The sequence below is a fragment of the Variovorax guangxiensis genome (assembly GCF_003952165.1).
GTDB classification, from domain to species: Bacteria; Pseudomonadota; Gammaproteobacteria; order Burkholderiales; family Burkholderiaceae_C; genus Variovorax; species Variovorax guangxiensis.
The window spans coordinates 770,685-789,967 of sequence record NZ_RXFT01000001.1; the positions used below are offsets into that span (position 1 = coordinate 770,685).

At 68.2% G+C, this 19,283-nt stretch carries 19 protein-coding genes; 13 read left to right on the top strand and 6 right to left on the bottom strand.

Going from position 1 to position 19,283, the window contains the following annotated elements; all coding sequences use genetic code 11:
* The first annotated feature begins 55 nt into the window (after positions 1–55).
* From EJP67_RS03780 to EJP67_RS03815, 8 genes are all read left to right on the top strand, one after another.
* Positions 56–1,543, top strand: a complete 1,488-nt coding sequence (locus tag EJP67_RS03780) for a sensor histidine kinase (RefSeq protein ID WP_126019567.1) — start codon at positions 56–58, stop codon at positions 1,541–1,543.
* Positions 1,540–2,184 (top strand): response regulator transcription factor, encoded by a 645-nt coding sequence (locus EJP67_RS03785; RefSeq protein WP_126019569.1) that lies wholly within the window; start codon positions 1,540–1,542, stop codon positions 2,182–2,184. Before EJP67_RS03780 ends, EJP67_RS03785 begins: the two co-directional genes overlap by 4 nt.
* 118 nt (positions 2,185–2,302) lie before the next feature.
* A complete protein-coding gene (locus EJP67_RS03790; protein WP_126019571.1) occupies positions 2,303–2,815 on the top strand; it encodes a GlcG/HbpS family heme-binding protein in 513 nt (170 codons plus the stop codon).
* On the top strand, positions 2,815–3,513 hold the full coding sequence (locus EJP67_RS03795; RefSeq protein ID WP_126019573.1) for an ankyrin repeat domain-containing protein: 699 nt from the start codon (positions 2,815–2,817) through the stop codon (positions 3,511–3,513). The genes EJP67_RS03790 and EJP67_RS03795 overlap by 1 nt, the downstream gene beginning before the upstream one ends.
* 53 nt (positions 3,514–3,566) lie before the next feature.
* Positions 3,567–4,211, top strand: coding sequence for an FMN-binding negative transcriptional regulator (locus tag EJP67_RS03800; RefSeq protein ID WP_126019575.1), 645 nt, complete (start codon positions 3,567–3,569; stop codon positions 4,209–4,211).
* Position 4,212: 1 nt separating this feature from the next.
* Positions 4,213–4,437, top strand: coding sequence for a hypothetical protein (locus EJP67_RS03805; protein ID WP_126019577.1), 225 nt, complete (start codon positions 4,213–4,215; stop codon positions 4,435–4,437).
* A complete protein-coding gene (gene tadA, locus EJP67_RS03810; RefSeq protein ID WP_126019580.1) occupies positions 4,427–5,536 on the top strand; it encodes a tRNA adenosine(34) deaminase TadA in 1,110 nt (369 codons plus the stop codon). Before EJP67_RS03805 ends, tadA begins: the two co-directional genes overlap by 11 nt.
* A complete protein-coding gene (locus EJP67_RS03815) occupies positions 5,533–6,501 on the top strand; it encodes an LD-carboxypeptidase (RefSeq protein WP_126019582.1) in 969 nt (322 codons plus the stop codon). The genes tadA and EJP67_RS03815 overlap by 4 nt, the downstream gene beginning before the upstream one ends.
* Before the next feature lie 62 nt (positions 6,502–6,563).
* Here the strand turns inward: EJP67_RS03815 and EJP67_RS03820 are convergent, their stop codons facing one another.
* Entirely contained in the window at positions 6,564–6,899 is a 336-nt protein-coding gene (locus EJP67_RS03820; protein ID WP_126019584.1) for a hypothetical protein, read from the bottom strand.
* Positions 6,900–7,250: 351 nt separating this feature from the next.
* Here EJP67_RS03820 and EJP67_RS03825 point away from each other — a divergent pair, with 351 nt between their 5' ends.
* The 5 genes from EJP67_RS03825 (at position 7,251) to EJP67_RS03845 (ending at position 12,613) form a co-directional block, all read left to right on the top strand.
* Positions 7,251–8,198, top strand: coding sequence for an adenylate/guanylate cyclase domain-containing protein (locus EJP67_RS03825; RefSeq protein ID WP_126019586.1), 948 nt, complete (start codon positions 7,251–7,253; stop codon positions 8,196–8,198).
* 128 nt (positions 8,199–8,326) lie between these two features.
* On the top strand, positions 8,327–8,680 hold the full coding sequence (locus tag EJP67_RS03830) for a hypothetical protein (RefSeq protein ID WP_126019588.1): 354 nt from the start codon (positions 8,327–8,329) through the stop codon (positions 8,678–8,680).
* 204 nt (positions 8,681–8,884) lie between these two features.
* Positions 8,885–10,720, top strand: a complete 1,836-nt coding sequence (locus EJP67_RS03835) for a DUF1800 domain-containing protein (protein ID WP_126019590.1) — start codon at positions 8,885–8,887, stop codon at positions 10,718–10,720.
* 28 nt (positions 10,721–10,748) lie between these two features.
* A complete protein-coding gene (locus tag EJP67_RS03840; protein WP_126019592.1) occupies positions 10,749–12,209 on the top strand; it encodes a DUF1501 domain-containing protein in 1,461 nt (486 codons plus the stop codon).
* An 8-nt stretch (positions 12,210–12,217) separates the two neighbouring features.
* Positions 12,218–12,613: a hypothetical protein gene (locus tag EJP67_RS03845; protein WP_126020398.1), complete on the top strand. Its 396-nt coding sequence runs from the start codon at positions 12,218–12,220 to the stop codon at positions 12,611–12,613.
* On the opposite strand, the gene EJP67_RS03850 is transcribed toward EJP67_RS03845, so the two are convergent.
* The 5 genes from EJP67_RS03850 to EJP67_RS03870 are packed head-to-tail and all read right to left on the bottom strand — an operon-like array spanning position 12,610 to position 19,186.
* The gene (locus tag EJP67_RS03850) at positions 12,610–12,969 is read right to left on the bottom strand and encodes a response regulator (protein ID WP_126019594.1); all 360 of its coding nucleotides are present in this window, start codon (positions 12,967–12,969) and stop codon (positions 12,610–12,612) included. The two genes, EJP67_RS03845 and EJP67_RS03850, sit on opposite strands and share 4 nt — an antisense overlap.
* Entirely contained in the window at positions 12,966–14,213 is a 1,248-nt protein-coding gene (locus EJP67_RS03855; RefSeq protein WP_126019597.1) for a hybrid sensor histidine kinase/response regulator, read from the bottom strand. The genes EJP67_RS03850 and EJP67_RS03855 overlap by 4 nt, the downstream gene beginning before the upstream one ends.
* Positions 14,203–14,820 carry a chemotaxis protein CheB gene (locus EJP67_RS03860; RefSeq protein ID WP_240650480.1) on the bottom strand — a complete coding sequence of 206 codons (618 nt, stop codon included), beginning with the start codon at positions 14,818–14,820 and terminating at the stop codon, positions 14,203–14,205. Before EJP67_RS03860 ends, EJP67_RS03855 begins: the two co-directional genes overlap by 11 nt.
* Positions 14,817–15,692 (bottom strand): CheR family methyltransferase, encoded by an 876-nt coding sequence (locus EJP67_RS03865; RefSeq protein ID WP_276312230.1) that lies wholly within the window; start codon positions 15,690–15,692, stop codon positions 14,817–14,819. The genes EJP67_RS03860 and EJP67_RS03865 overlap by 4 nt, the downstream gene beginning before the upstream one ends.
* The gene (locus tag EJP67_RS03870) at positions 15,689–19,186 is read right to left on the bottom strand and encodes a response regulator (protein ID WP_126019599.1); all 3,498 of its coding nucleotides are present in this window, start codon (positions 19,184–19,186) and stop codon (positions 15,689–15,691) included. The genes EJP67_RS03865 and EJP67_RS03870 overlap by 4 nt, the downstream gene beginning before the upstream one ends.
* Positions 19,187–19,283: the final 97 nt, after the last annotated feature.

Genomic DNA, 19,283 nt, shown 5'->3' on the forward strand with positions numbered 1-19,283 from the left:
GTTCCGCATTTTCGGCCAGGCGAATGGCTTCGCCGCGCCGGGCACAATCCGCGCCATGAAACAGTGGTTGCGCGCGCAAGGTGGTTGGTGGCTGGCATGGCTTGCCCTTACCGCCGTGGGCGCTGTGTGGATCGCACGCGCCGAGCTCGCGCAGATGCAGCAGGACTTCGAGACCGACGTGCGCATCGCGCACCGCCTCATGAGCCAGCAGATGGTGCAGTACGACGCCGTGCTGGCTACGCTCGCGCTGCTGGAGCCCAGTACGGGCGCGGAACATCCCGAGCAGCGCCTGCCTTCCGTCTATTCATCGATCCTGCGCGTGCAGCGGCGCGACCGCGACCAGCCGTGGCCCGACAGCGCCCGCGCCGGCGCACTGGAAGCCGCCGAGGCGCGTTCGCGCAGCCTTCAGCGCGCCGATCTGGCCACGCTCGATCTGGCCCGTGGCCGCTACACGCTGGTGATCGGCGCCACGCCCTTCAGCTATGCGCTCGACATCGACCTTGCAGGCTCCGTGCCGTGGCGCGACTGGCCGATGAATCCGCAGCGCAGCCCGGTACGGTTGAGCCTGCAGCGCGACGGCCAGCAACTGGTGCTGCAACCCGGCGCCCTGTCCGCGAGCCCGGAGAGCGGATGGCGTTTCGCCCTGAGCAAGGCGCTGGCCTCGCCGAGCCAGCCCTTCGATCTGGTGGCCGAGCGGCAGGTGGGATGGGGAGAGCTGCCATGGCGTGCCATCGCCGGCTGGGCCCTGGCGATGGCGGTGTTGGTGGCAGGCCTGTGGGCCGCGCAGCGCCAGCGCGTGGCGCGGCGGCGGGCCGAGGAGCTGCTGCGGCTCGGTCAGGTCGCGCGGCTCAATGCGCTCGGAGAACTGTCCGCAGGCCTCGCGCACGAACTCAACCAGCCGCTGACGGCGGTGCTCGCCAACGCCCAGGCCGCCCGCCGGTTGCTCGACGAAGAGCCGCCCGACCTGGCCACCGCACGCGACGCCATGGGGCAGGCCGTCGAGCAGGCCCGGCGCGCGGCCGGCGTGGTGGGGCGCCTGCGCCGCGTGATAGAGCGGCCCGAGGCCGGCGGCGATACCAGGCCACTGGTGCTGCAGGAGGTGGTGCGCAGCGCCATGCACCTGCTGGCGCCCGAGTTCGCGAAGCACGACGTCGCCGCGCAGTTCGATGCCACGGCCCAGGCGCCGGTGCGCGTGCAGGCCGAGGCGGTGGCGCTGGAACAGATCGTGCACAACCTGCTGATGAACGCGCTGCAGGCGCTGGAGCTCGTGCCGGCGGCCGAGCGGCGCCTCGTGGTGTCCGTCGGCCGCAATGGGCAGGAGGGCGTGCTGACCGTGACGGACAACGGACGCGGCATCGCCCCCGAAGCCCTGCCGCGCCTCTTCGAACCTTTCTTCAGCACACGCGAGGGCGGGCTGGGCCTCGGCCTTAGCCTCAGCGAGACGCTGGCCGGCGGCATGGGCGGCAGCCTGAGCGCCGCCAACGTCTCGCCGCGCGGCGCGCGTTTCACGCTGCTGCTGCCACTCGTCGCACCATCGCCGTGAACACCTCGAACACCCATCCGCCGCAGTCCCCGCTGGTCCACCTGATCGACGACGACCAGGCGGTGCGCGACGGCCTCTCGCTGCTGATCGGCACGGTCGGGCTGCGCGTGCAGGCCTGGGCCGATCCGCAGGCTTTCATCGACGGGTTCGACCGTGCGAGCGTCGGCGCCATCGTGCTGGACGTGCGCATGCCCGGCATCAGCGGGCTCACCGTGCTCGACCGGCTGGTGGCGCAGGGCGTGGACCAGCCGGTGATCATGCTGACGGGCCACGGCACGGTCGAGATGTGCCGCCGCGCCTTCAAGGCCGGCGCGGCCGAGTTCCTCGAAAAGCCGGTGGACGATGAGCAGCTGCTCGAGGCATTGCAGCAGGCGGTGCGCCAGCACGTGCGCTCGCGCGAGCGTTCGCAGGCCGACAACGCCGCGCGCGAGCGGGTGGCGCAGCTGTCGGAGCGCGAGCGCGAGGTGCTGACCTTCATCGTGCAGGGGCTCACCAACAAGGAGATCGCGCGCACGCTCGCGCTGTCGCCGCGCACGGTCGAGACGCACCGCGCCAACCTGTTCGCCAAGCTCGGCTGCGATTCGCTGGCGCAGCTGATCCGGCGCTATGCGGTGCTGGTGGACGGGGAGGGCGCTCCGTAGAACTACGGAGCGCCGGGCGTAGCCGTACGAATGGCACGCGCGGGCGGCGTTTTCTACAGTGGCGCAGCCGTCGGCAACAGCCGGCGCAACAACCCGAATCCACTGGAGATAACGAACAATGCAATCCATCATCCGCCTCGGCGGCGTCGCCGTCCTGCTCGCAGCCTCAGTCGCCCAAGTGCAGGCCCAGGCCCAGGCGCCCGCGCCGGCCGTGCGCACCGAGAAGAACATCTCGCTCGCCCTGGCCAACCAGATCGCCGCCGAAGCCGTGGCCGCCTGCGCCGCCAACGGCTACAACGTGGCCGCCACCGTGGTCGACCGCGCCGGCACCGTGCGTGCCGTGCAGCGCGCCGACAACGCCGGCCCGCACACGCTGGCGTCGAGCGAGCGCAAGGCCTGGACTTCGGCTTCGGCCAAGAGCCCCACGCAGTCCATGATGGAAGGCGCGCAGAAGAACCCGGGCGCCGCCAACCTGGTGTACCTGCCGGGCTTCCTGCTGCTGGGCGGCGGCGTGCCGGTCAAGTCGGGCAATGAAGTGATCGGCGCGGTCGGCGTGGGCGGCGCGCCCGGCGGCCATCTCGACGACCAGTGCGCCAACGCGGCGCTCGAGAAGGTCAAGGGTTCCCTCTGATGATGGCGCGCGGTATCTGGCCGGGCCTGCTGGCGGTCGCGCTCGGGCTGGGCGTGCCGCTCGGTGCGCTCGCCCAGGTGCCGCCGCTGGCGGCCGAGGTGCTGGCCTTCGACGGGCTGCACCAGGCCGCCTGGCATGGCGATGCGCAGAAGCTGAAGGCGCTGATCGCCTCGGGGGCGAATCTCAATGCACGCGACACGCGCGGGCGCACGCCGCTGCACGTTGCCACCTTCGCCCGCCAGCGCGAGGCGATCAAGCTGCTGGCCAAGGCCGGCGCCGACCTCGACCTGCTCGAAGACGACCGCTACGACGCCGTCACCATCGCCGCGGTGGCCGACGATGCCGCGACGCTCTCGGTGCTGCTCTCGCTCGGCGCCAAGGCCGGGCAGACCACGAGCCGGTACGACGGCACGGCGCTCATCGCGGCCGCGCATCTCGGGCACGATGAGGTGGTGCGCAGGCTTATTGCAGCCGGCGCGCCGCTGGACCACGTCAACAACCTGCACTGGACGGCGGTGATCGAATCCATCGTGCTCGGCGACGGCGGCCCGCGCCACCAGCGGACGCTGTCCGCGCTGGTCGACGCCGGCGCCGACATCAGGCTGACGGACCGCCAGGGCAACACGCCGCTGCAGCTGGCGAAGGCGCGCGGCTACACCGCGATGGCGAAGCTGCTGGAGACACCGCGCGCAAAGTAGGCGGCTCGGGGAGAATGGGGCCTCGCCACGAGGCGCCACGAGGAAACCGCCCCATGTACATGCCCCCGCAGTTCAATGCGAAGGACCCGGCCATCGCGCTGGAGCTGATGCGCTCGCATCCCTTCGCGAGCCTGATCTCGAACGACGACGACGGGCTGCCGTACGTCACGCACCTGCCGCTGGTCGCCGAGCAGCGCGCGGGCGACGAACTGGTGCTGTGGGGCCATTGCGCCAAGCCGAATCCGCACTGGCGCTACCTGCAGGCCAGGTCCCGGGCGGTGGCCACCTTTCTCGGGCCGCATTCGTACCTCTCTCCCTCCGTCTACCCCGACCTGGCCCGCGTGCCGACCTGGAACTACCTGGCGGTGCATTGCACCGTCGAGGCACGGCTGATCGAGGAGCCCGCCGACAAGGACGCGCTGCTCAAGAAGCTCATTCACGACCACGAGCCCGCCTACGCGCAGCAGTGGCGCGACCTGGGCGAGGAGTTCCAGCTCAAGATGCTGGCCGGCATCGTGGGCTTCGAGCTGCGCGTGACTGCCCTGCAATGCAAGATCAAGCTCAACCAGCACCGCCGCGAATCGCATGCCGCGATGCACGCGGTCTACAGCGCTGGCACGCCGGACGAGCGGGCGCTCGCCGTGTGGATGGGCCGCCTGGGCATGGCCGCCGAGGCTCCCGTGGCGGAGGGCGGCTGAGATGCGCGGACTGGGCCTGATCGGCCTCGTGCTCGTGCTGGCGATCGTCGGGCTGGTCGCGAAGAAGCAGATGAGCAGCATGGCCTCTTCCGCACAACCGTCCGTGCCTGGGGTTGCGGCACCCGCCGCGGGCGATGCGCGAATGAATCCGCAGCAGGTGCAGCAGCAGGTCAAGGAGGCGCTGGACGCCGCGGTCAAGACACGCCAGATGCCCGATGACAACTGAGGCGACTCCCTTGCCGGACGTGCACGACGACGCGCACTGGATGGCGCTCGCGCTCGCCGAGGCGCGGCTTGCCGCCGAAGCGGGCGAGGTGCCGGTGGGCGCGGTGCTGGTGAAGGACGGCCGCCTGGTCGCGACGGGGCGCAACACGCCGGTCGCGCAGAACGATCCGAGTGCGCATGCCGAGATCAACGCGCTGCGTGCGGGAGCCCTCGCGCTCGGCAACTACCGGCTCGACGGCTGCGAGCTGTTCGTCACGCTCGAACCGTGCGCGATGTGTTCGGGGGCGATGCTGCATTCGCGCCTCGCGCGCGTGGTGTACGGCGCGTCCGATCCGAAGACCGGTGCGGCCGGCTCGGTGCTCGATCTCTTCGCGGAGCCACGGCTTAACCATCGCACGGTGGTGCAGGGCGGTGTGCTGGCGCAGGAGTGCAGCGCGGTCTTGCAGGCTTTTTTCCAGCGGCGCCGGAACGCTGCGCGCGCGACTGCCGAGCCCTTGCGCGACGACGCACTGCGCACATCGCCCGAGCGGTTCGAGGCCTTGGTCGGCTATGACTTCGCGCCGCATTACGTGCAGGACCTGCCGAGCTTGCAGGGCTGGCGCATGCACTACGTCGATGAAGGTGCGGAGGATGCGGCCTGTTGCCTTTGCCTGCACGGTCCCGGCGAATGGGGCTACTTCTTCAGGCATCTCGTGGGCCTGCCGGGGCTGCGCACGCTGGTGCCCGACCTGATCGGCTTCGGCAGGAGCGACAAGCCCAAGCGCGAGGCGGCGCATAGCCTGCAATGGCATCGCCACGTGCTGCTCGAATGGATGGCGCGGGTGGGAGTCGAGTCGGTGGCGCTCGTGCATAGCGAGGCCGCTTCCGAACTCGCCGTGCTGCTGCAGGCGGCAGCGCCCGGTCGGTTCGCGGCGGCACTGGTCGCGCCGGATGGGCACGAGCACATCAAGGACGCATGGCGCGCGCCTTTTCCCGACCGGGGATACGAAGCAGCGCTGCGCGCACTGGGGCCTCTTGCCACTTCCTCGGGGCCGACGCCGGAGCAGGCCCGAACGGTCGTTCTGCAAGTGCGAAACGCAATGGGATACTCGAACGCGTGACCAAACACATCTATATCTACTCTCCCTCCAGCGCGGTCCGGGACAAAGCCGCTTTCCGGCGCGGCGTGAAGCGGCTCAGAGCGCTGGGTCATGAAGTCGAAGTCGACGACGCGGCGCTGTCGGTGCACCAGCGCTTCGCGGGCGACGATGCCACGCGGCTCGCCGCGATCTCGCGTGCCGCGGCCAGCGGCGCGGACGTGGCGCTCATAGCACGCGGCGGCTACGGGCTCACGCGCATCCTCGATGCGGTTCCGTACAAGGCGCTCACGAAGGCGATCGAGAAGGGCACGGAGTTCGTCGGCTGCAGCGACTTCACCGCGCTGCAGAACGCGCTGCTGGCCAAGACCGGCGCGGTGACCTGGTCGGGCCCCGCCGTCGGCGAGGACTTCGGTGCAGAGGCCGGTCCCGACGACATCATGGAAGCCTGCTTCGACGACCTGCTCACAGGGCAGGGCGAAGGCACGGGCTGGCGCATGCCGGCGCGCGATGTCGATCTGAAGTTCAAGCCCGTGCAGGACGCCACGTTGTGGGGCGGCAATCTGTGCGTGCTGACCAGCCTGCTCGGCACGCCGTACTTCCCGATGGTGGAGAAGGGCGTGCTCTTCATCGAAGACGTGAACGAGCACCCGTACCGCGTCGAACGCATGCTCGACCAGCTGAAGATGGCCGGCGTGCTGGCGCGCCAGCGTGCCATCGTGTTCGGGCAGTTCACCGGCATCCGGCCGGTGCCGGGCTACGACCGCGGATTCGGCCTCAACACCGTGATCGACCGGCTGCGCGCAACGCTCAAGGTGCCCGTGCTCGCGGGCCTGCCGTTCGGGCACGTGCAGACGAAGGTGTTATTGCCCGTGGGTGCGAAGGTGTCGATGGCTGCGGAAGGGCGTGATATTTTTCTCGTTTGGGGCCACAGGCATGCACATGGTCATGACGACCACCATGGACATGACCATCATCACGCCCATTGATCCGGACACAAAGAGAAATAGAACGTTAAAAATCAGAACGGCCCCGAGGGGCCGTTGCAGTTTCAGTTGTTTTTGGTGAAGCGTTGATGCGCGCGCGGCCCCATCGAGCCGGGCAATCCGCCCTTGAACATGCTGTTGATGGCTTTCATCTGGCGGCGCGCGGCGGTTTCTCCGTCGATGGCGCTCAGCGCGATCATCACGTCCTGCCGCAGGTACCAGAGAGCTTCGACGTCGGCGGCAAAGCGCACGCGCTGGCTGACGCGCTGCACGGAATGACCGCCATGGCCCTGGAGCGCCGACAGCATCGCGGTACGGATGCGCCCCAACTGGTTCTCCGTCGCTTGACGGGATCCGGAGCCGGGTACGTTCAGCAGACGGAGAAGACGGCGAAAGAGCATGGGACGGGAAGTGTGTTGCCGGAACCGAGAACGGCCGCTACCTTAAGCCTGAGTTAACCATTCCACAAGATCTGAAACGTTGTTTCTTGTTTGCAAACAACACGCTTTACTTATCGTTTTCACTAGTCATTGAATTTTGTTTTCCAAAGTACTACAAGCCGATGAATGACTCTGTCTGCATTCGCCCTGTCGGCAGCGGCGTATACCCGGGAAGACAACAAAAGGGGCACGCAAGCTGCATATTCCGTGTGTGAGCGGGCGCGCGTACGCAGCGCCGGCCGCATGGACATGGAAGTGCGAAGGGCCCCGGGCAATTACAACCATCGGTAGAAATCGAGAAGAGCAAAAAGTATGGGTGTCAATTCCACAGTCGTATTCGCGGACTTGACGGGGAGCACGAGGGTCTTCGAGGCCATGGGAAATGCGCGGGCCACGGAGACAGTGACCCGTCTGACGCAATGGATCGGCGGCGTGTGCCAGGCGCACGGCGGCCGCGTGGTGAAGTCGCTCGGCGACGGCGTGTTCGCCATCTTCACCAGCGGTGCCGCGGCCACGCATGCGGTCATCGAGCTGCAGCGCTATCACCAGAAGCGGCTGCTCGCGTGGCCCGCGCCCCTGCGCATGGCATTGCAGATCGGCGTGGCCAGCGGTGAGGTGGTGGAAGTCGAGGGCGATTGCTACGGCGATGCCGTCAACCTCGCCTCGCGTCTGAGCGACCTGGCCGGCCCAGGCCAGATCTGGGTGACTGCCGCGGTCATCTCCCAGTTGCGCGAAGGTTCGGTGCAGCACCGCGACCTCGGCCTCATCAACATCCGCGGGCGCAGCGAGATGTCGGTCGTCCACCGGATCGACTGGCAGGAGGACGTGACCTCGTTCCTCACCGTGCCCGCGGCGCTGGCCCCGCTGCGCATGCCCGATTCCTCGTTCGGCCAGATCGAACTCGCATGGCTCGACGTGCGCTCGATGTTCCGCACGGAGGAGCTGCCGATCCACCTCGGCCGCGTCGACGACGCCCAGTTCGTCGTCAACGACCCGCGCGTCTCGCGCCTGCATGCACGCATCGAGTTGCGCCAGGGCAGCTGCGTGCTGATCGACGTCAGCACCTACGGCACCTGGGTGCGTTTCCACGGCAACGACGGCCCCAGCACCGAGATCGCCTTGCGGCGCGAGGAGTGCGTGCTGCACGGCCGTGGAGAGATCGGCCTGGGCGCGCCGCTCAGCGATTTCAGTGCGCCGACCATCGCCTTCAACACGAGCAGCGGCGACGTGATGCTGTCGCGGCGCGAAATTGCGCGCTGATGCGGCCGCGCACCGCCCGCAGCGGTGACGTTTGGCTACCATGCCCGCATGCAATCGGGTGCACCGCGAGCACGCGTCGGGCGTTGCGTATCCACTCGGGCGCTGTCCGCCCCAGGCCTGGAGCCACTGTGAACTTCAAATCTCGATCTTCTGTTTTCAAGCTGGCGGCCATCGGTGCCGTCATCGCCGGCGCGCTGCTGGCGGCGGGAGCCGCGAACGCGCGCGGAAGCTGGTCGGTGCAGATCGGCACCCCCGGCTACGTGGCCGGCGGCTACCCGGCGCCGTACTACGCGCCGCCACCGGTCTACAGCTATCCGGCACCCATCTACTACGCGCCGCCGCCGCCGGTCTACTACCGGCCGCCGCCTCCTCCGGTGTACTACCGCCCGGCACCCATCTACACGCCGCCGCCCGGCCGCATCTACTACGGGCCCGGCTATCCCTACCGCCCGCCGAACGACTGGGACGACGAGCGCGACTGACACTGTCACCTGAATGTTTTCTGAAGCATTGGCATGCCCTCTGGCATGCCAATTTTGTTTCAAGGAGTGACTAAAAAGTCACATCAGCACACATTTTTGTGGTGACTTGGCCCGTCCTGGACACTTGCGTTGCTGTTTTTTGGAGGGCATGCCGCTTGCCTTTAACGCTCCAACAGGCGTCGATACGCCGCAGGAGCGAGGATCATGTTGGAACAGCTGGAGGCCGAGCACACAAGACCGGCCGACGAGGTGGTGTACGTCGCGGAGACGGCGGCCACCCATGAAAACGAGGCGGCGCCCGACGGCTCCCGCTCGCTGAAGGCGGCAGCCGCGTTTTCCATTTCGGCGGCGCTGGCCGCATGCGGCGGCGGCGGAGGAGGGGGTGGGAGCGGCGCCGGGGGCCTTGGCTTCCCGATCGGCGGCGGCACGCCCGGCGCCAACCCGGGCACCACGCCCGACACCGGTCCGTATCACTACCCCCAGGCGCAGAACGACGCCGAAGCCGCGCGCTTCCTGCTGCAGGCCCAGTTCTCGGCTTCCGACGACGAGATCGCCGCCGTGCGCGCCAAAGGCTACCTGCCGTGGCTCAGCGAGCAGCTCAGCGCGGCGCGACAGCCTTCGGCCTGGGAGTGGGTCAACAGCAAGGAGTACGCAGACGTCGAGACCGACGCCATGATCTGGCGCCAGCTCATGACGGCCGCCGACCCGGTGCGCAAGCGCATGGCACTGGCGCTCAGCGAGATCTTCGTGGTCTCGGGCACGGAGATCGGCTCGAGCTGGCCCACGGCCATGATGGCCCAGTACTGGGACATGCTCGCCAACGGCGTCACGGGCAACTTCCGCCAGCTGCTGGAAGACGTGACGCTCAACCCCGCAATGGGCTTCTATCTCAACACCCGCGGCAACAGGAAGGAAGACAACTCCGGCCGCCAGCCCGACGAGAACTACGCGCGCGAGGTCATGCAGCTCATGACCATCGGCCTCTACCAGCTCGAGGGCGACGGCACGGTGAGGACCGGCGCCGACGGCCAGCCCATCGAGACCTACGTGCAGAACGACGTGACCAATCTGGCGCGCGTCTTCACCGGCTACGACCTCGACATCCGCTCGTCCGAGCGCAACGCCTTCACTCCGCCCGGAGCCAGCTACACCATCGAGACCAACGCGTGGACCACGCGTCCCATGGCCTACAAGGCCTCCAACCACTCGATGCTGGAGGCGCGCTTCCTGGGCGCCACGGTGCCTGCGGGCACGGACGGTCCGGCGGCGCTGAAGATCGCGCTCGACACGCTCTTCAACCATCCGAACGTCGGGCCTTTCATCGGCCGGCAGCTGATCCAGCGGCTGGTCACGAGCAACCCGAGCCCCGCCTACGTGAAGCGCGTGGCCGACATCTTCGCCAACAACGGCGCGGGCGTGCGCGGCGACATGAAGAGCGTGTTCGCCGCAGTGCTGCTCGACGACGAGGCGCGCGGTCCCGCGGGCCTTTCCGATCCGAACTTCGGCCACCTGCGCGAGCCCATGCTGCGGTTCGTGCAATGGGGCCGTACCTTCGGCATCGGCTGCACATCGGACAACTGGAACATCGGCAATACCTCCGACCCCAGTTCGAGCCTGGGCCAGTGCCCGCTGCGCTCGCCCTCGGTGTTCAATTTCTTCCGGCCCGGCTACGTGCCGCCCTCGACCGCCATCGCCAGCAACAAGATGGTCGCGCCCGAGTTCCAGCTGGTCAACGAGACCAGCGTGGGCGGCTATCTCAACTTCCTGCAAGGCAGGCTGCAGAACGGCTTCGACAACAAGGACGTGATCGCCACCTATACGGCCGAGAAGGCGCTGGTGAACGACCCCGCCGCGCTGGTGCGCCGGCTCAACCTGCTGCTCACCGGCAACCAGCTCTCGGCCGCCACGGTCGCGCTGATCACCGACGCCCTGAGCAAGGCGCCGCTGGCGAACCCCTCCACCGACGCCCGAAGGCTCGACCTCATCTGCGCCGGCGTGCTGCTGGTGATGGGCTCGCCCGAATACCTCGTGCAGAAATGAAGAAGAAAGAAGCCGGAGCGAACCGAACATGCACCTGATCGATCCTGCCCGCCACACGCGCCGCGCCTTCCTGCGCCGCTCGGGCCAACTCGCGATGACCGGCACCGCGCTGCCGTTCGCGCTCAACCTCGCCGCCATGGGCGAGGCCGCCGCCCAGGCCGCGCCGGGCGACGACTACAAGGCGCTGGTCTGCGTCTTCCTCTTCGGCGGCAACGACTACGCCAACACGCTCGTCAACTACGACACGGACAGCTACGCCAAGTACAGCGCCATCCGTGGCGCCATCGCGCTGCCTTCCGACGCGGCGCTCGCGGCCACCGAACTCAAGCCCGCCGTCTCGCTCGCCAACGGCCGCAAGTACGCGCTGAACCCGGCAATGACCAGGCTCACCACGCTGTTCGACGAAGGCAAGATGGCCGTGCAGCTCAACGTAGGCCCGCTCGTCAAGCCGCTCACGCGCGCACAGTTCAACGGCACGAACCGCAGGGACTTCCCGATCCCGCCCAAGCTGTTCTCGCACAACGACCAGCAGTCGATCTGGCAGTCGTCGTCGCCCGAGGGCTCGACCATCGGCTGGGGCGGCAACCTCGGCGACCTGATGCTGAGCGGGCAGCGCAACGCATCGCTGTTCACCTGCATCTCGGTGGCGGGCAACGCGGTTTTCCTCTCGGGCGACGAGGCGCTGCAGTACCAGGTCGGCACGGGCGGTGCGGTGCGCATCAACAGCGTGAGCCCGGCCACCGGCAGCGTCTACGGCTCGTCGGCCGTCAAGGCGGCCATGCAGCAGCTGGCGCAGCAGGGGCGCAGCCACACGCTGGAGAACGAATACAACAAGGTCACGCTGCGCGCCGTCGAGGCCGAAGGCAAGATCACCGCCGCCATTCAGGCCAACGACCTGAACGGCAACTTCCCGACCGGCAACAATCTGGCAGACCAGTTCAAGATGGTGGCGCGCCTGATCCGTGGGCGCACCTCGCTGGGCGTGAAACGCCAGGTGTTCTTCGTCTCCATGGGTGGCTACGACCTGCACGACGACCTCGACACCAAACAGGGGCCGTTGATGCAGCGTCTGTCCGAGGCCATGACCGCCTTCCAGCGGCAGATGGAAACTCTCGGCGTCTCCGACAAGGTGACCGCCTTCACCGCCTCCGACTTCGGCCGCACGCTCTCGAGCAACGGCAACGGTTCCGACCACGGCTGGGGCAGCCATCACTTCGTGGTGGGCGGCGCGGTGAAAGGCAAGGCCTTCTACGGCACGCCGCCGCCGGTGAGCGTGGGCAACACATCGGCCGACGACGACCAGTGGCACGTCGGCCAGGGCCGGCTGCTGCCCACCACTTCGGTCGACCAGTACGCGGCGACGCTGGCCAAGTGGTTCGGCGTGCCTGATCAAGGCCTCAACGGCATCCTGCCGAACCTGAAGAATTTCAACAACATCACCGCGCCGAGCGGCATCAGCTACCCGCGCGACATGGGGTTCATGACATGAACACAGCAATGAGCAGCATGGCCAGCATGAGCGCCATCGGCGGCCTCAACGGCATGGAGGGCGGCGCCAGCGTCAACTTCAGCGCCGACCCGCCTGAGCAGGCACACGCCCCCGCGCGCAACAAGTGCGTGACCCATGTGCGGCCCTTCACCAGCGTCGATGCCGCCGTCGCGGCGGTGGAGTCGCTGGACCGCGATCTCAAGAAGTTCGAGCTCGCGGTGGCCGACAGCCTGCAGGACTACCTCGGCGTGCAGATGGCGCAGATCACCGACTGCGCATTGGCGCGCGGCTGGGAGCCGGTCAGCTTCATGCAGCGCGACGGCTTCCGCGTGTATCGCTACGAAGCCATGCGCAGCCCCCGCAAGAGCAAGAAAGGTGCAGCGGGGAAGACCGATCGCGCCTAGCCAGCCGATGCCAGGATTTGCCCCAGCTTCTCGATGTCGACCGGCTTCTGCAGGTGATGGTCGAAGAGCCCCTCGGCCGAGCGGCCGCCCGCGTCCTGCGCGGAGAAGCCCGAGATGGCGACCAGCAGCTTCGGCGTGCCTTCGCCGGTGCTCTCGCGCAGCCGCCGCGCCACCTCGGCGCCGGGCAGGTCGGGCAGGCTGAGGTCGATCAGCGCCGCGTCGAAGCTCCCGGCGGCGGCCGCGTCCAGCGCCTGGCGTGCCGTGTAGGTGCATTGCGCGGTGTGGTCGTGCAGGCTCAGCAGCTCCTGCAGCAGGTCGGCCGAGGCCTGGTTGTCGTCGACGATCAGCACGTTCACTGGGGGTTCTTCTTTCCGTCAGGTTGGGCGTCAGATTGATTGGGAAGTATGGCGGGCGCCTGCAGCGGCAGCTCGACCGTGAAACGCGACCCTTCGCCCGGCGCGCTTTCCACGCCGATGCGCCCGCCGTGCAGGTCCACGATCTTGCGGGTGATGAAGAGCCCGAGGCCCAGTCCGGCCGCGTGCTTGCGGCTGTCGTCGGTGCGCTCGAACTGCTCGAAGATGCGGGCCTGGTCCTCGGGCGCGATGCCGATGCCCTGGTCGCGCACGCTCACCTGGGCCGTGTTGCCCAGCTGCTGAACGACCATCTCGACCGGCTTGCCGCCGCCGTAGCGCAGCGCGTTGGTCAGCAGGTTGGTCAGCACCTGCTCGATGCGGAACTCGTCCCATGCGCCGCGCAGTTCGGCCGGCGCCGAGAGCGTGATGGCCGCGCCCGCGGCTTCGGCCTGCTGGCGCAGGTTTTCCACCACCGCGTGCGCGAGCGCCGCCAGATCGGTCGGCTGGGGCTTGATGGACAGCGCGTCGCGCCGCATGCGCGTGACGTCGAGCATGTCGTCGATCAGCCGCACCATGTTGCGGATCTGCCGCTGGTCGCGCTCGATCATCGCGGGCAGGCGCTCGGGCGAGAAGCTGGCGAGATTGCCCTTCGCCAGATGCAGCCGCCGCAGCTGCGCCTCGAGGTAGAGGGTGTTCAGCGGCGTGCGCAGCTCGTGCGACACCATCGACATGAAATCGTCGCGCATGCGCACCGCGCGCTCCAGGTCGTGCTGCGTCTGCTGCAACTGCTGCACCAGTTCTTCCTGCTTTTTGTGGGCGGCAGCGAGCGAATCCATTTCGTGGCGCAGCGCCTTGCGGTGCTGGTAGAGGTCGACGAACACGTTCACCTTGCTGACCACCGCGTGCGGGTCCAGCGGCTTGTGCAGGAAGTCGACCGCGCCGCTCTCGTAGCCCTGGAAGGCGTAGTTCAGCTCGCGACCCGCGGCGCTCACGAAGATGATGGGGATGTGCCGCGTGCGCTCGGTGCCGCGCATCAGCTCGGCCAGCTCGAAGCCGTTCATGCCGGGCATCTGCACGTCGACGATGGCGAGCGCGAATTCGTGCTCCAGCAGCAGCGCCAGCGCGGCGTCGGCCGAACCGGCGCGGTAGGCGATGCGGCCGGGCGCGCGGATCAGCGCCTCCAGCGCCAGCAGGTTTTCGGGCAGGTCGTCCACGAGCAGCAGCTTGCTTTCGATGTCAATGTTCATGGACGGCTTCCAGTTGGAGCAGCAGGTTGCGCAGTTCGCGCAGGGGCAGCACGTAGTCGGGGATATGGCGCGCGATGGCGGCCTGGGGCATGGTGGGAGTCTGGGCTTCCCCGGGTTCCTGCACGGCGGTGAGCCCGCCGGCCAGGTGGATGCGGTGCAGGCCTTGCGCGCCGTCGTCGTTCGCGCCGGTCAGGAGGAAGCCGGCGAGGGCGGGGCCGTAGGCATCGGCGGCCGAGCCCATCAGCAGGTCGATGGACGGGCGCGAGAACAGCACCGGCGGCTCGCAGCTCAGCGAGAAGGTGCGCTCGCGCTCGATCGACAGGTGATAGCCCGGCGGCGCGAAGTACAGGCTGCCGGCCGAAACCGGCATCTTGTCGTTGGCCTCGTGCACGGGAATCGGCAGGCGCTGCGCGAAGATCTCGGCCAGGCGGCTCTCGTGCTCCTCGGGCAGGTGCAGCACCACCGCCATCGGCAGGCGCCAGACGGCCGGCAGGTCTTCGAGCAGGACGCACAGCGCGTCGATGCCGCCGGCCGAGGCGCCAAGCACCACGGCGTCCACGCGCTTGCGGATGGGGAAGCGCAGCTGGCGTTTCATCTGGCCCGTCATGCGGCTTTCTTGCGGTAGATGCGCTCGGCGCGCGCATGCGCGTCGAAGCGGTCGGCGTAGCCCGAGAAGTCGATGCTCTCCTTCGAGCCCAGTCCCAGAAAGCCGCGGTGCGACAGCGACTCGTGGAACAGGCCCAGCGCCCGGTCCTGCAGCTCGCGGTTGAAATAGATCAGCACGTTGCGGCACGACACCAGCTGCGTCTCGGCGAACACGCTGTCGGTCGCCAGGCTGTGGTCGGCGAAGATCACGTCGGCGCACAGCGAGGGGTCGAAGCGCGCGGCCTCGTAGGCGGCGGTGTAGTAGTCGGAGAACTCGCTGCGCCCGCCCGCGCGCTGGTAGTTGGTGGTGTAGCCGCGGATGGCCTCCAGCGGGAAGATGCCCTGCCTGGCCTTCTCGAGCGAAGCCGGATTGATGTCGGTGGCGTAGATCTGCGTGCGCGCGAGCAGGCCTTCCTCGCGCAGCAGGATGGCCAGCGAGAACACTTCCTCGCCCGTGCTGCAGCCCGCCACCCATACCTTGACGGAAGGGTAGGTGTGCAGGATAGGCACCACGTGCTGGCGCAGGGCCAGGAAGTACGACGGGTCGCGGAACATCTCGCTGACCGGGATCGTCAGGAACTGCAGAAGCCGGCCGAAGAGGGCCGCATCGCGCAGCACCCGCTCCTGCAGCGCCGAGATGCTCGGCAGCCCGAGCTGGTCGAGCGCGTGCAGCACGCGGCGCTTCTGCGAGGCCACCGTGTAGTTGCGGAAGTCGTAGCTGTACTTGAGGTAGATCGCCTCCATCAGCAGCCGCAGCTCGATCTCGGTGTCGCTCAGCGGCGGCAGCGGCGCCGCGCCGTTGCCGCTCTTCGGATTGCGCGGGCTCGTGGTCACAGCCGCTCCATCTTCGGCAGCCAGACGCGCAGCAGCGAGAACAGGCGCTCCAGGTCCACCGGCTTGGCGAGGTAGTCGTTGGCGCCGGCGGCCAGGCATTGCTCGCGGTCGTCCTTGGTGGCCTTGGCGGTGATGGCGATCACCGGCATATGGGCGAAGCGCGGGTCGCCGCGCAGGCGCCGTGTGGCTTCCAGGCCATCCATCTCCGGCATCATCACGTCCATCAGCACCAGGTCGATCTCGCTGACCTGGTCGAGCTTTTCGAGCGCCTCGCGGCCGTTGCGGCCGATCTCGACGATGGCGCCGCGCTGCTCCAGCGCACTGGTCAGCGCGAAGATGTTGCGCACGTCGTCGTCCACCAGCAGGAGGGTGCGGCCCTCGAAGATGCGGTCGCGCCCGCGTGCCGTCTTCAGCATGCCCTGGCGCTCGCTCGAAAGCTCGGCCTCCACCTTGTGCAGGAAGAGCGTCACCTCGTCGAGCAGGCGTTCCGGCGAGCGGGCGCCCTTGATGATGATCGAGCGCGAGTAGCGCTGCAGCTCGGTCTCTTCGTCGCGCGTGAGGTTGCGCCCGGTGTAGACGATGACGGGCGGGAACGACACGATCTCCTCCGCCGCCATGGCCTTGAGCAGCTCGCTGCCCTGCATGTCGGGCAGCTTCAGGTCGGTGATCATGCAGTCGAACACGCGGGTGCGCAGCAGCTCCAGCGCCTCCTCGCCGGAGCCGACGGCGACGATCTCGATGTCGTCGTCGCCGATCAGCCTGATGACGCTCTCGCGCTGGAGTTCGTCGTCTTCCACCAGCAGCACGACCTTGACCTTCTGCGTGAGCTTCTCTTCCAGCCTCCCGAACACCTTCATCAGCTCGTCGCGGGTGGCCGGTTTCAGCGCATAGCCGACGGCGCCCATCTGCAGCGCCGCGCCCTGCGCGCTTTCGGCGGCCGAGACCACGTGGATCGGGATGTGCCGGGTGTGCGGCGAATCCTTCAGCCGCTGCAGCAGGTCGAGGCCGGTGCTATCGGGCAGGCGCATGTCCAGCAGGATCGCGTCGGGCAGGAACTGCGAGGCCAGCTCGAAACCGTCGGCCGCGCCATGCGCCACCAGGCAGCGGTAGCCCAGCTCGTGCGCCAGGTCGTAGAGGATGTGCGCGAACTGCGGCTCGTCCTCGATCACCAGCACGCGGCGCACCTGGTCGCGCGGCAGGCTGCGGTCGTCGGCGAACTGCGGCGCAGGCACCGGCGCGGGAGGGTTGGGCGCCAGCGTGGGCTGCGCGTGGGCGGCAGGCGAGTGCGCGGAGCGGGGCGTGTAGACGGCCGGCGGCTTCTGCTGCTGCTGGTAGTCCGGCGAAGCCTGCGGCGCCCTGGCCGGCAGTTCGAGCACGAAGGTGCTGCCCTGGCCCGGCGTGCTGTCGACGGTGAGCGTGCCGCCCAGCAGCTGCGTGAGGTCGCGCGAGATCGACAGGCCCAGCCCGGTCCCGCCGTAGCGCCGGCTGGTGGTGCCGTCGGCCTGGCGGAACGCTTCGAAGATCAGCTCGTGCTGCTGCGGATCGATGCCGATGCCCGAGTCGGACACCGCGAAGGCCGCGCCGCCGCCCGCCGCCGGCGAGATCACCAGCTTCACCTCGCCGCTGTCGGTGAACTTGATCGCGTTCGACAGCAGGTTCTTCAGGATCTGCTCCACCCGCTGCCGGTCGGTGAGCAGCGAGACCGGTGCATCGGGCCGCAGTTCGAGCCTGAATTTCAGGTTCTTCTGCATGGCCAGCGGGCCGAAGGTGCTCTCCAGGCTGTGGGCCAGCCGGGCCAGGGGCACGTCCTCGGTCACCACCTCGAGCTTGCCGGCCTCGACCTTCGCGATGTCGAGGATGTCGTTGATCAGCACCAGCAGGTCGTTGCCCGACGAATAGATGGACTCCGCGAACTTCACCTGCTCGCTGGTCAGGTTGCCCTGCGGGTTGTCGCCCAGCAGCTTGGCGAGGATGAGCGCGCTGTTGAGCGGCGTGCGCAGCTCGTGGGACATGTTGGCGAGGAATTCCGACTTGTAGCGGCTGGCGCGCTGCAGTTCGTCGGCGCGGTCTTCCAGGTCGCGCTGCACGCGGCGCAGCGCGGTGTTGCGCTGGTCGAGCGCCTCGGTGCGCTCCGAAAGCTGGCTGTTGGTCTGCTCCAGCTCGGCCTGCTGGTTCTCCAGCATGGCCTGCGAGGCGCGCAGCGCGCGCGACTGTTCTTCCAGTTCCTCGTTGGCGGTGCGCAGCTCTTCCTGCTGCACCTGCAACTCCTCGTTGAGCTGCTGGGTCTCGGCCAGCACCTCCTGCAACTGCTCGCGGTAGCGCGCCGCCGCCAGCGAGGTGCCGATGTCGTCGGACACCATCTCGACCAGCTGGCTGCCGCGCTCGTCCAGCGCGCCAGGCAGTCCGAGCTCGACCACGCCGTTGACCATGCCGCTGCTGGCCACCGGCACCAGCAGCACCGCCTTCGGCGCCATCTCGCCCAGGCCGGAGTTGACTCTCAGGTATTCGGCGTCGATCGGGTCGATCAGCATGCGCCGGTTCTCGGCGGCGGCTTGGCCGACCAGGCTTTCTGTGGGTGAGAAGACCTGCGGCATGGCCTCCGCGGCGCTCGAGAAACCGTAGCTCGCCGCCCGGCGCAGCGGGCCGTGGCGCTCGCGCACGTAGATGGCGCCCACCGAGGCGCCCAGGTGGCGCGAGAAGAAGGACAGGATCTTGCGGCCCATGTCCGGCGCGCTGAGCTCGCCCACCAGGTCGCCCACCAGTTCGGTCTGCGCGCCGCGCAGCCAGGCCTCGTGCGCCAGCCGGTCGTTATGGCCCGCCTGTTCCTGCAGCACCACGTCGTAGCTGTCGGACAGCCGCACCAGCTGCCTGCGTCCGAAGTAGGCCACCAGCCCCGTGAAGCCCAGCGTGAACAGCAGGAACAGGCCGACCACCCACCAGGCGGTGCGGTTTGCCTCGTTGTTGCGCTGGAAGCGCAGGGCCTGCTCGGTTTCCATGAACGCGGTGAACTCGGCGCGCATGCTGTCGGTCAGCCGCTTGCCCCGGCCCAGGCGCACCTGCATCTGGGTGTCCTGGCCGTTGCGGTGCGCCGAGATCAGGTCGGAGGCGTAGTCGTTCCAGCTGGCCTGGATGGCTGCGATGCGGTCGACGCGCTCCACCTGCTGGCGGTTGTCCGCCACGAGCTCGCGAAGCATCGCCGTATCGGCCTTCACGCGGGGCAGGGCGTTCTGGTAGGGCTCCAGGAAGCTCTCGTCGTTGGTGATCAGGAAGCCGCGCATGCCGGTTTCCATGTCGATGCTCTGGCGCTGAAGTTCGCTGGCGGCGCGGGTGACGCGGTCGGTGTGCTCGACCCAGCCGATGGTCGACAGCAGGAACAGGATCAGCCCGACGAACACCACGGCGCCGAATACACCGCCGATCACGGGGAGCTTGATGTTGCGGCTCAGCAGTCGCTCGAAATCGTCGGGGTCGATCGCGGTGGGGGTTTTCGTCATCGGTGCTATTTGTAAGCAAAACTTGTGAAGTCTGGCCGATAAAAGCGCATGACCCTGTCGGAAAACATCCCGACAGGGCACCAAGGCAGGGCGTGCA

Coding starts and splice junctions, on each gene's coding strand:
- tadA (WP_126019580.1), top strand. CDS start 4,427: ATGACAACTGAGGCGACTCCCTTGCCGGACGTGCACGACGACGCGCAC.
- EJP67_RS03840 (WP_126019592.1), top strand. CDS start 10,749: ATGCACCTGATCGATCCTGCCCGCCACACGCGCCGCGCCTTCCTGCGC.
- EJP67_RS03860 (WP_240650480.1), bottom strand. CDS start 14,820: ATGACGGGCCAGATGAAACGCCAGCTGCGCTTCCCCATCCGCAAGCGC.
- EJP67_RS03825 (WP_126019586.1), top strand. CDS start 7,251: ATGGGTGTCAATTCCACAGTCGTATTCGCGGACTTGACGGGGAGCACG.
- EJP67_RS03780 (WP_126019567.1), top strand. CDS start 56: ATGAAACAGTGGTTGCGCGCGCAAGGTGGTTGGTGGCTGGCATGGCTT.
- EJP67_RS03790 (WP_126019571.1), top strand. CDS start 2,303: ATGCAATCCATCATCCGCCTCGGCGGCGTCGCCGTCCTGCTCGCAGCC.
- EJP67_RS03835 (WP_126019590.1), top strand. CDS start 8,885: ATGTTGGAACAGCTGGAGGCCGAGCACACAAGACCGGCCGACGAGGTG.
- EJP67_RS03820 (WP_126019584.1), bottom strand. CDS start 6,899: ATGCTCTTTCGCCGTCTTCTCCGTCTGCTGAACGTACCCGGCTCCGGA.
- EJP67_RS03805 (WP_126019577.1), top strand. CDS start 4,213: ATGCGCGGACTGGGCCTGATCGGCCTCGTGCTCGTGCTGGCGATCGTC.
- EJP67_RS03870 (WP_126019599.1), bottom strand. CDS start 19,186: ATGACGAAAACCCCCACCGCGATCGACCCCGACGATTTCGAGCGACTG.
- EJP67_RS03845 (WP_126020398.1), top strand. CDS start 12,218: ATGAGCAGCATGGCCAGCATGAGCGCCATCGGCGGCCTCAACGGCATG.
- EJP67_RS03855 (WP_126019597.1), bottom strand. CDS start 14,213: ATGAACATTGACATCGAAAGCAAGCTGCTGCTCGTGGACGACCTGCCC.
- EJP67_RS03800 (WP_126019575.1), top strand. CDS start 3,567: ATGTACATGCCCCCGCAGTTCAATGCGAAGGACCCGGCCATCGCGCTG.
- EJP67_RS03795 (WP_126019573.1), top strand. CDS start 2,815: ATGATGGCGCGCGGTATCTGGCCGGGCCTGCTGGCGGTCGCGCTCGGG.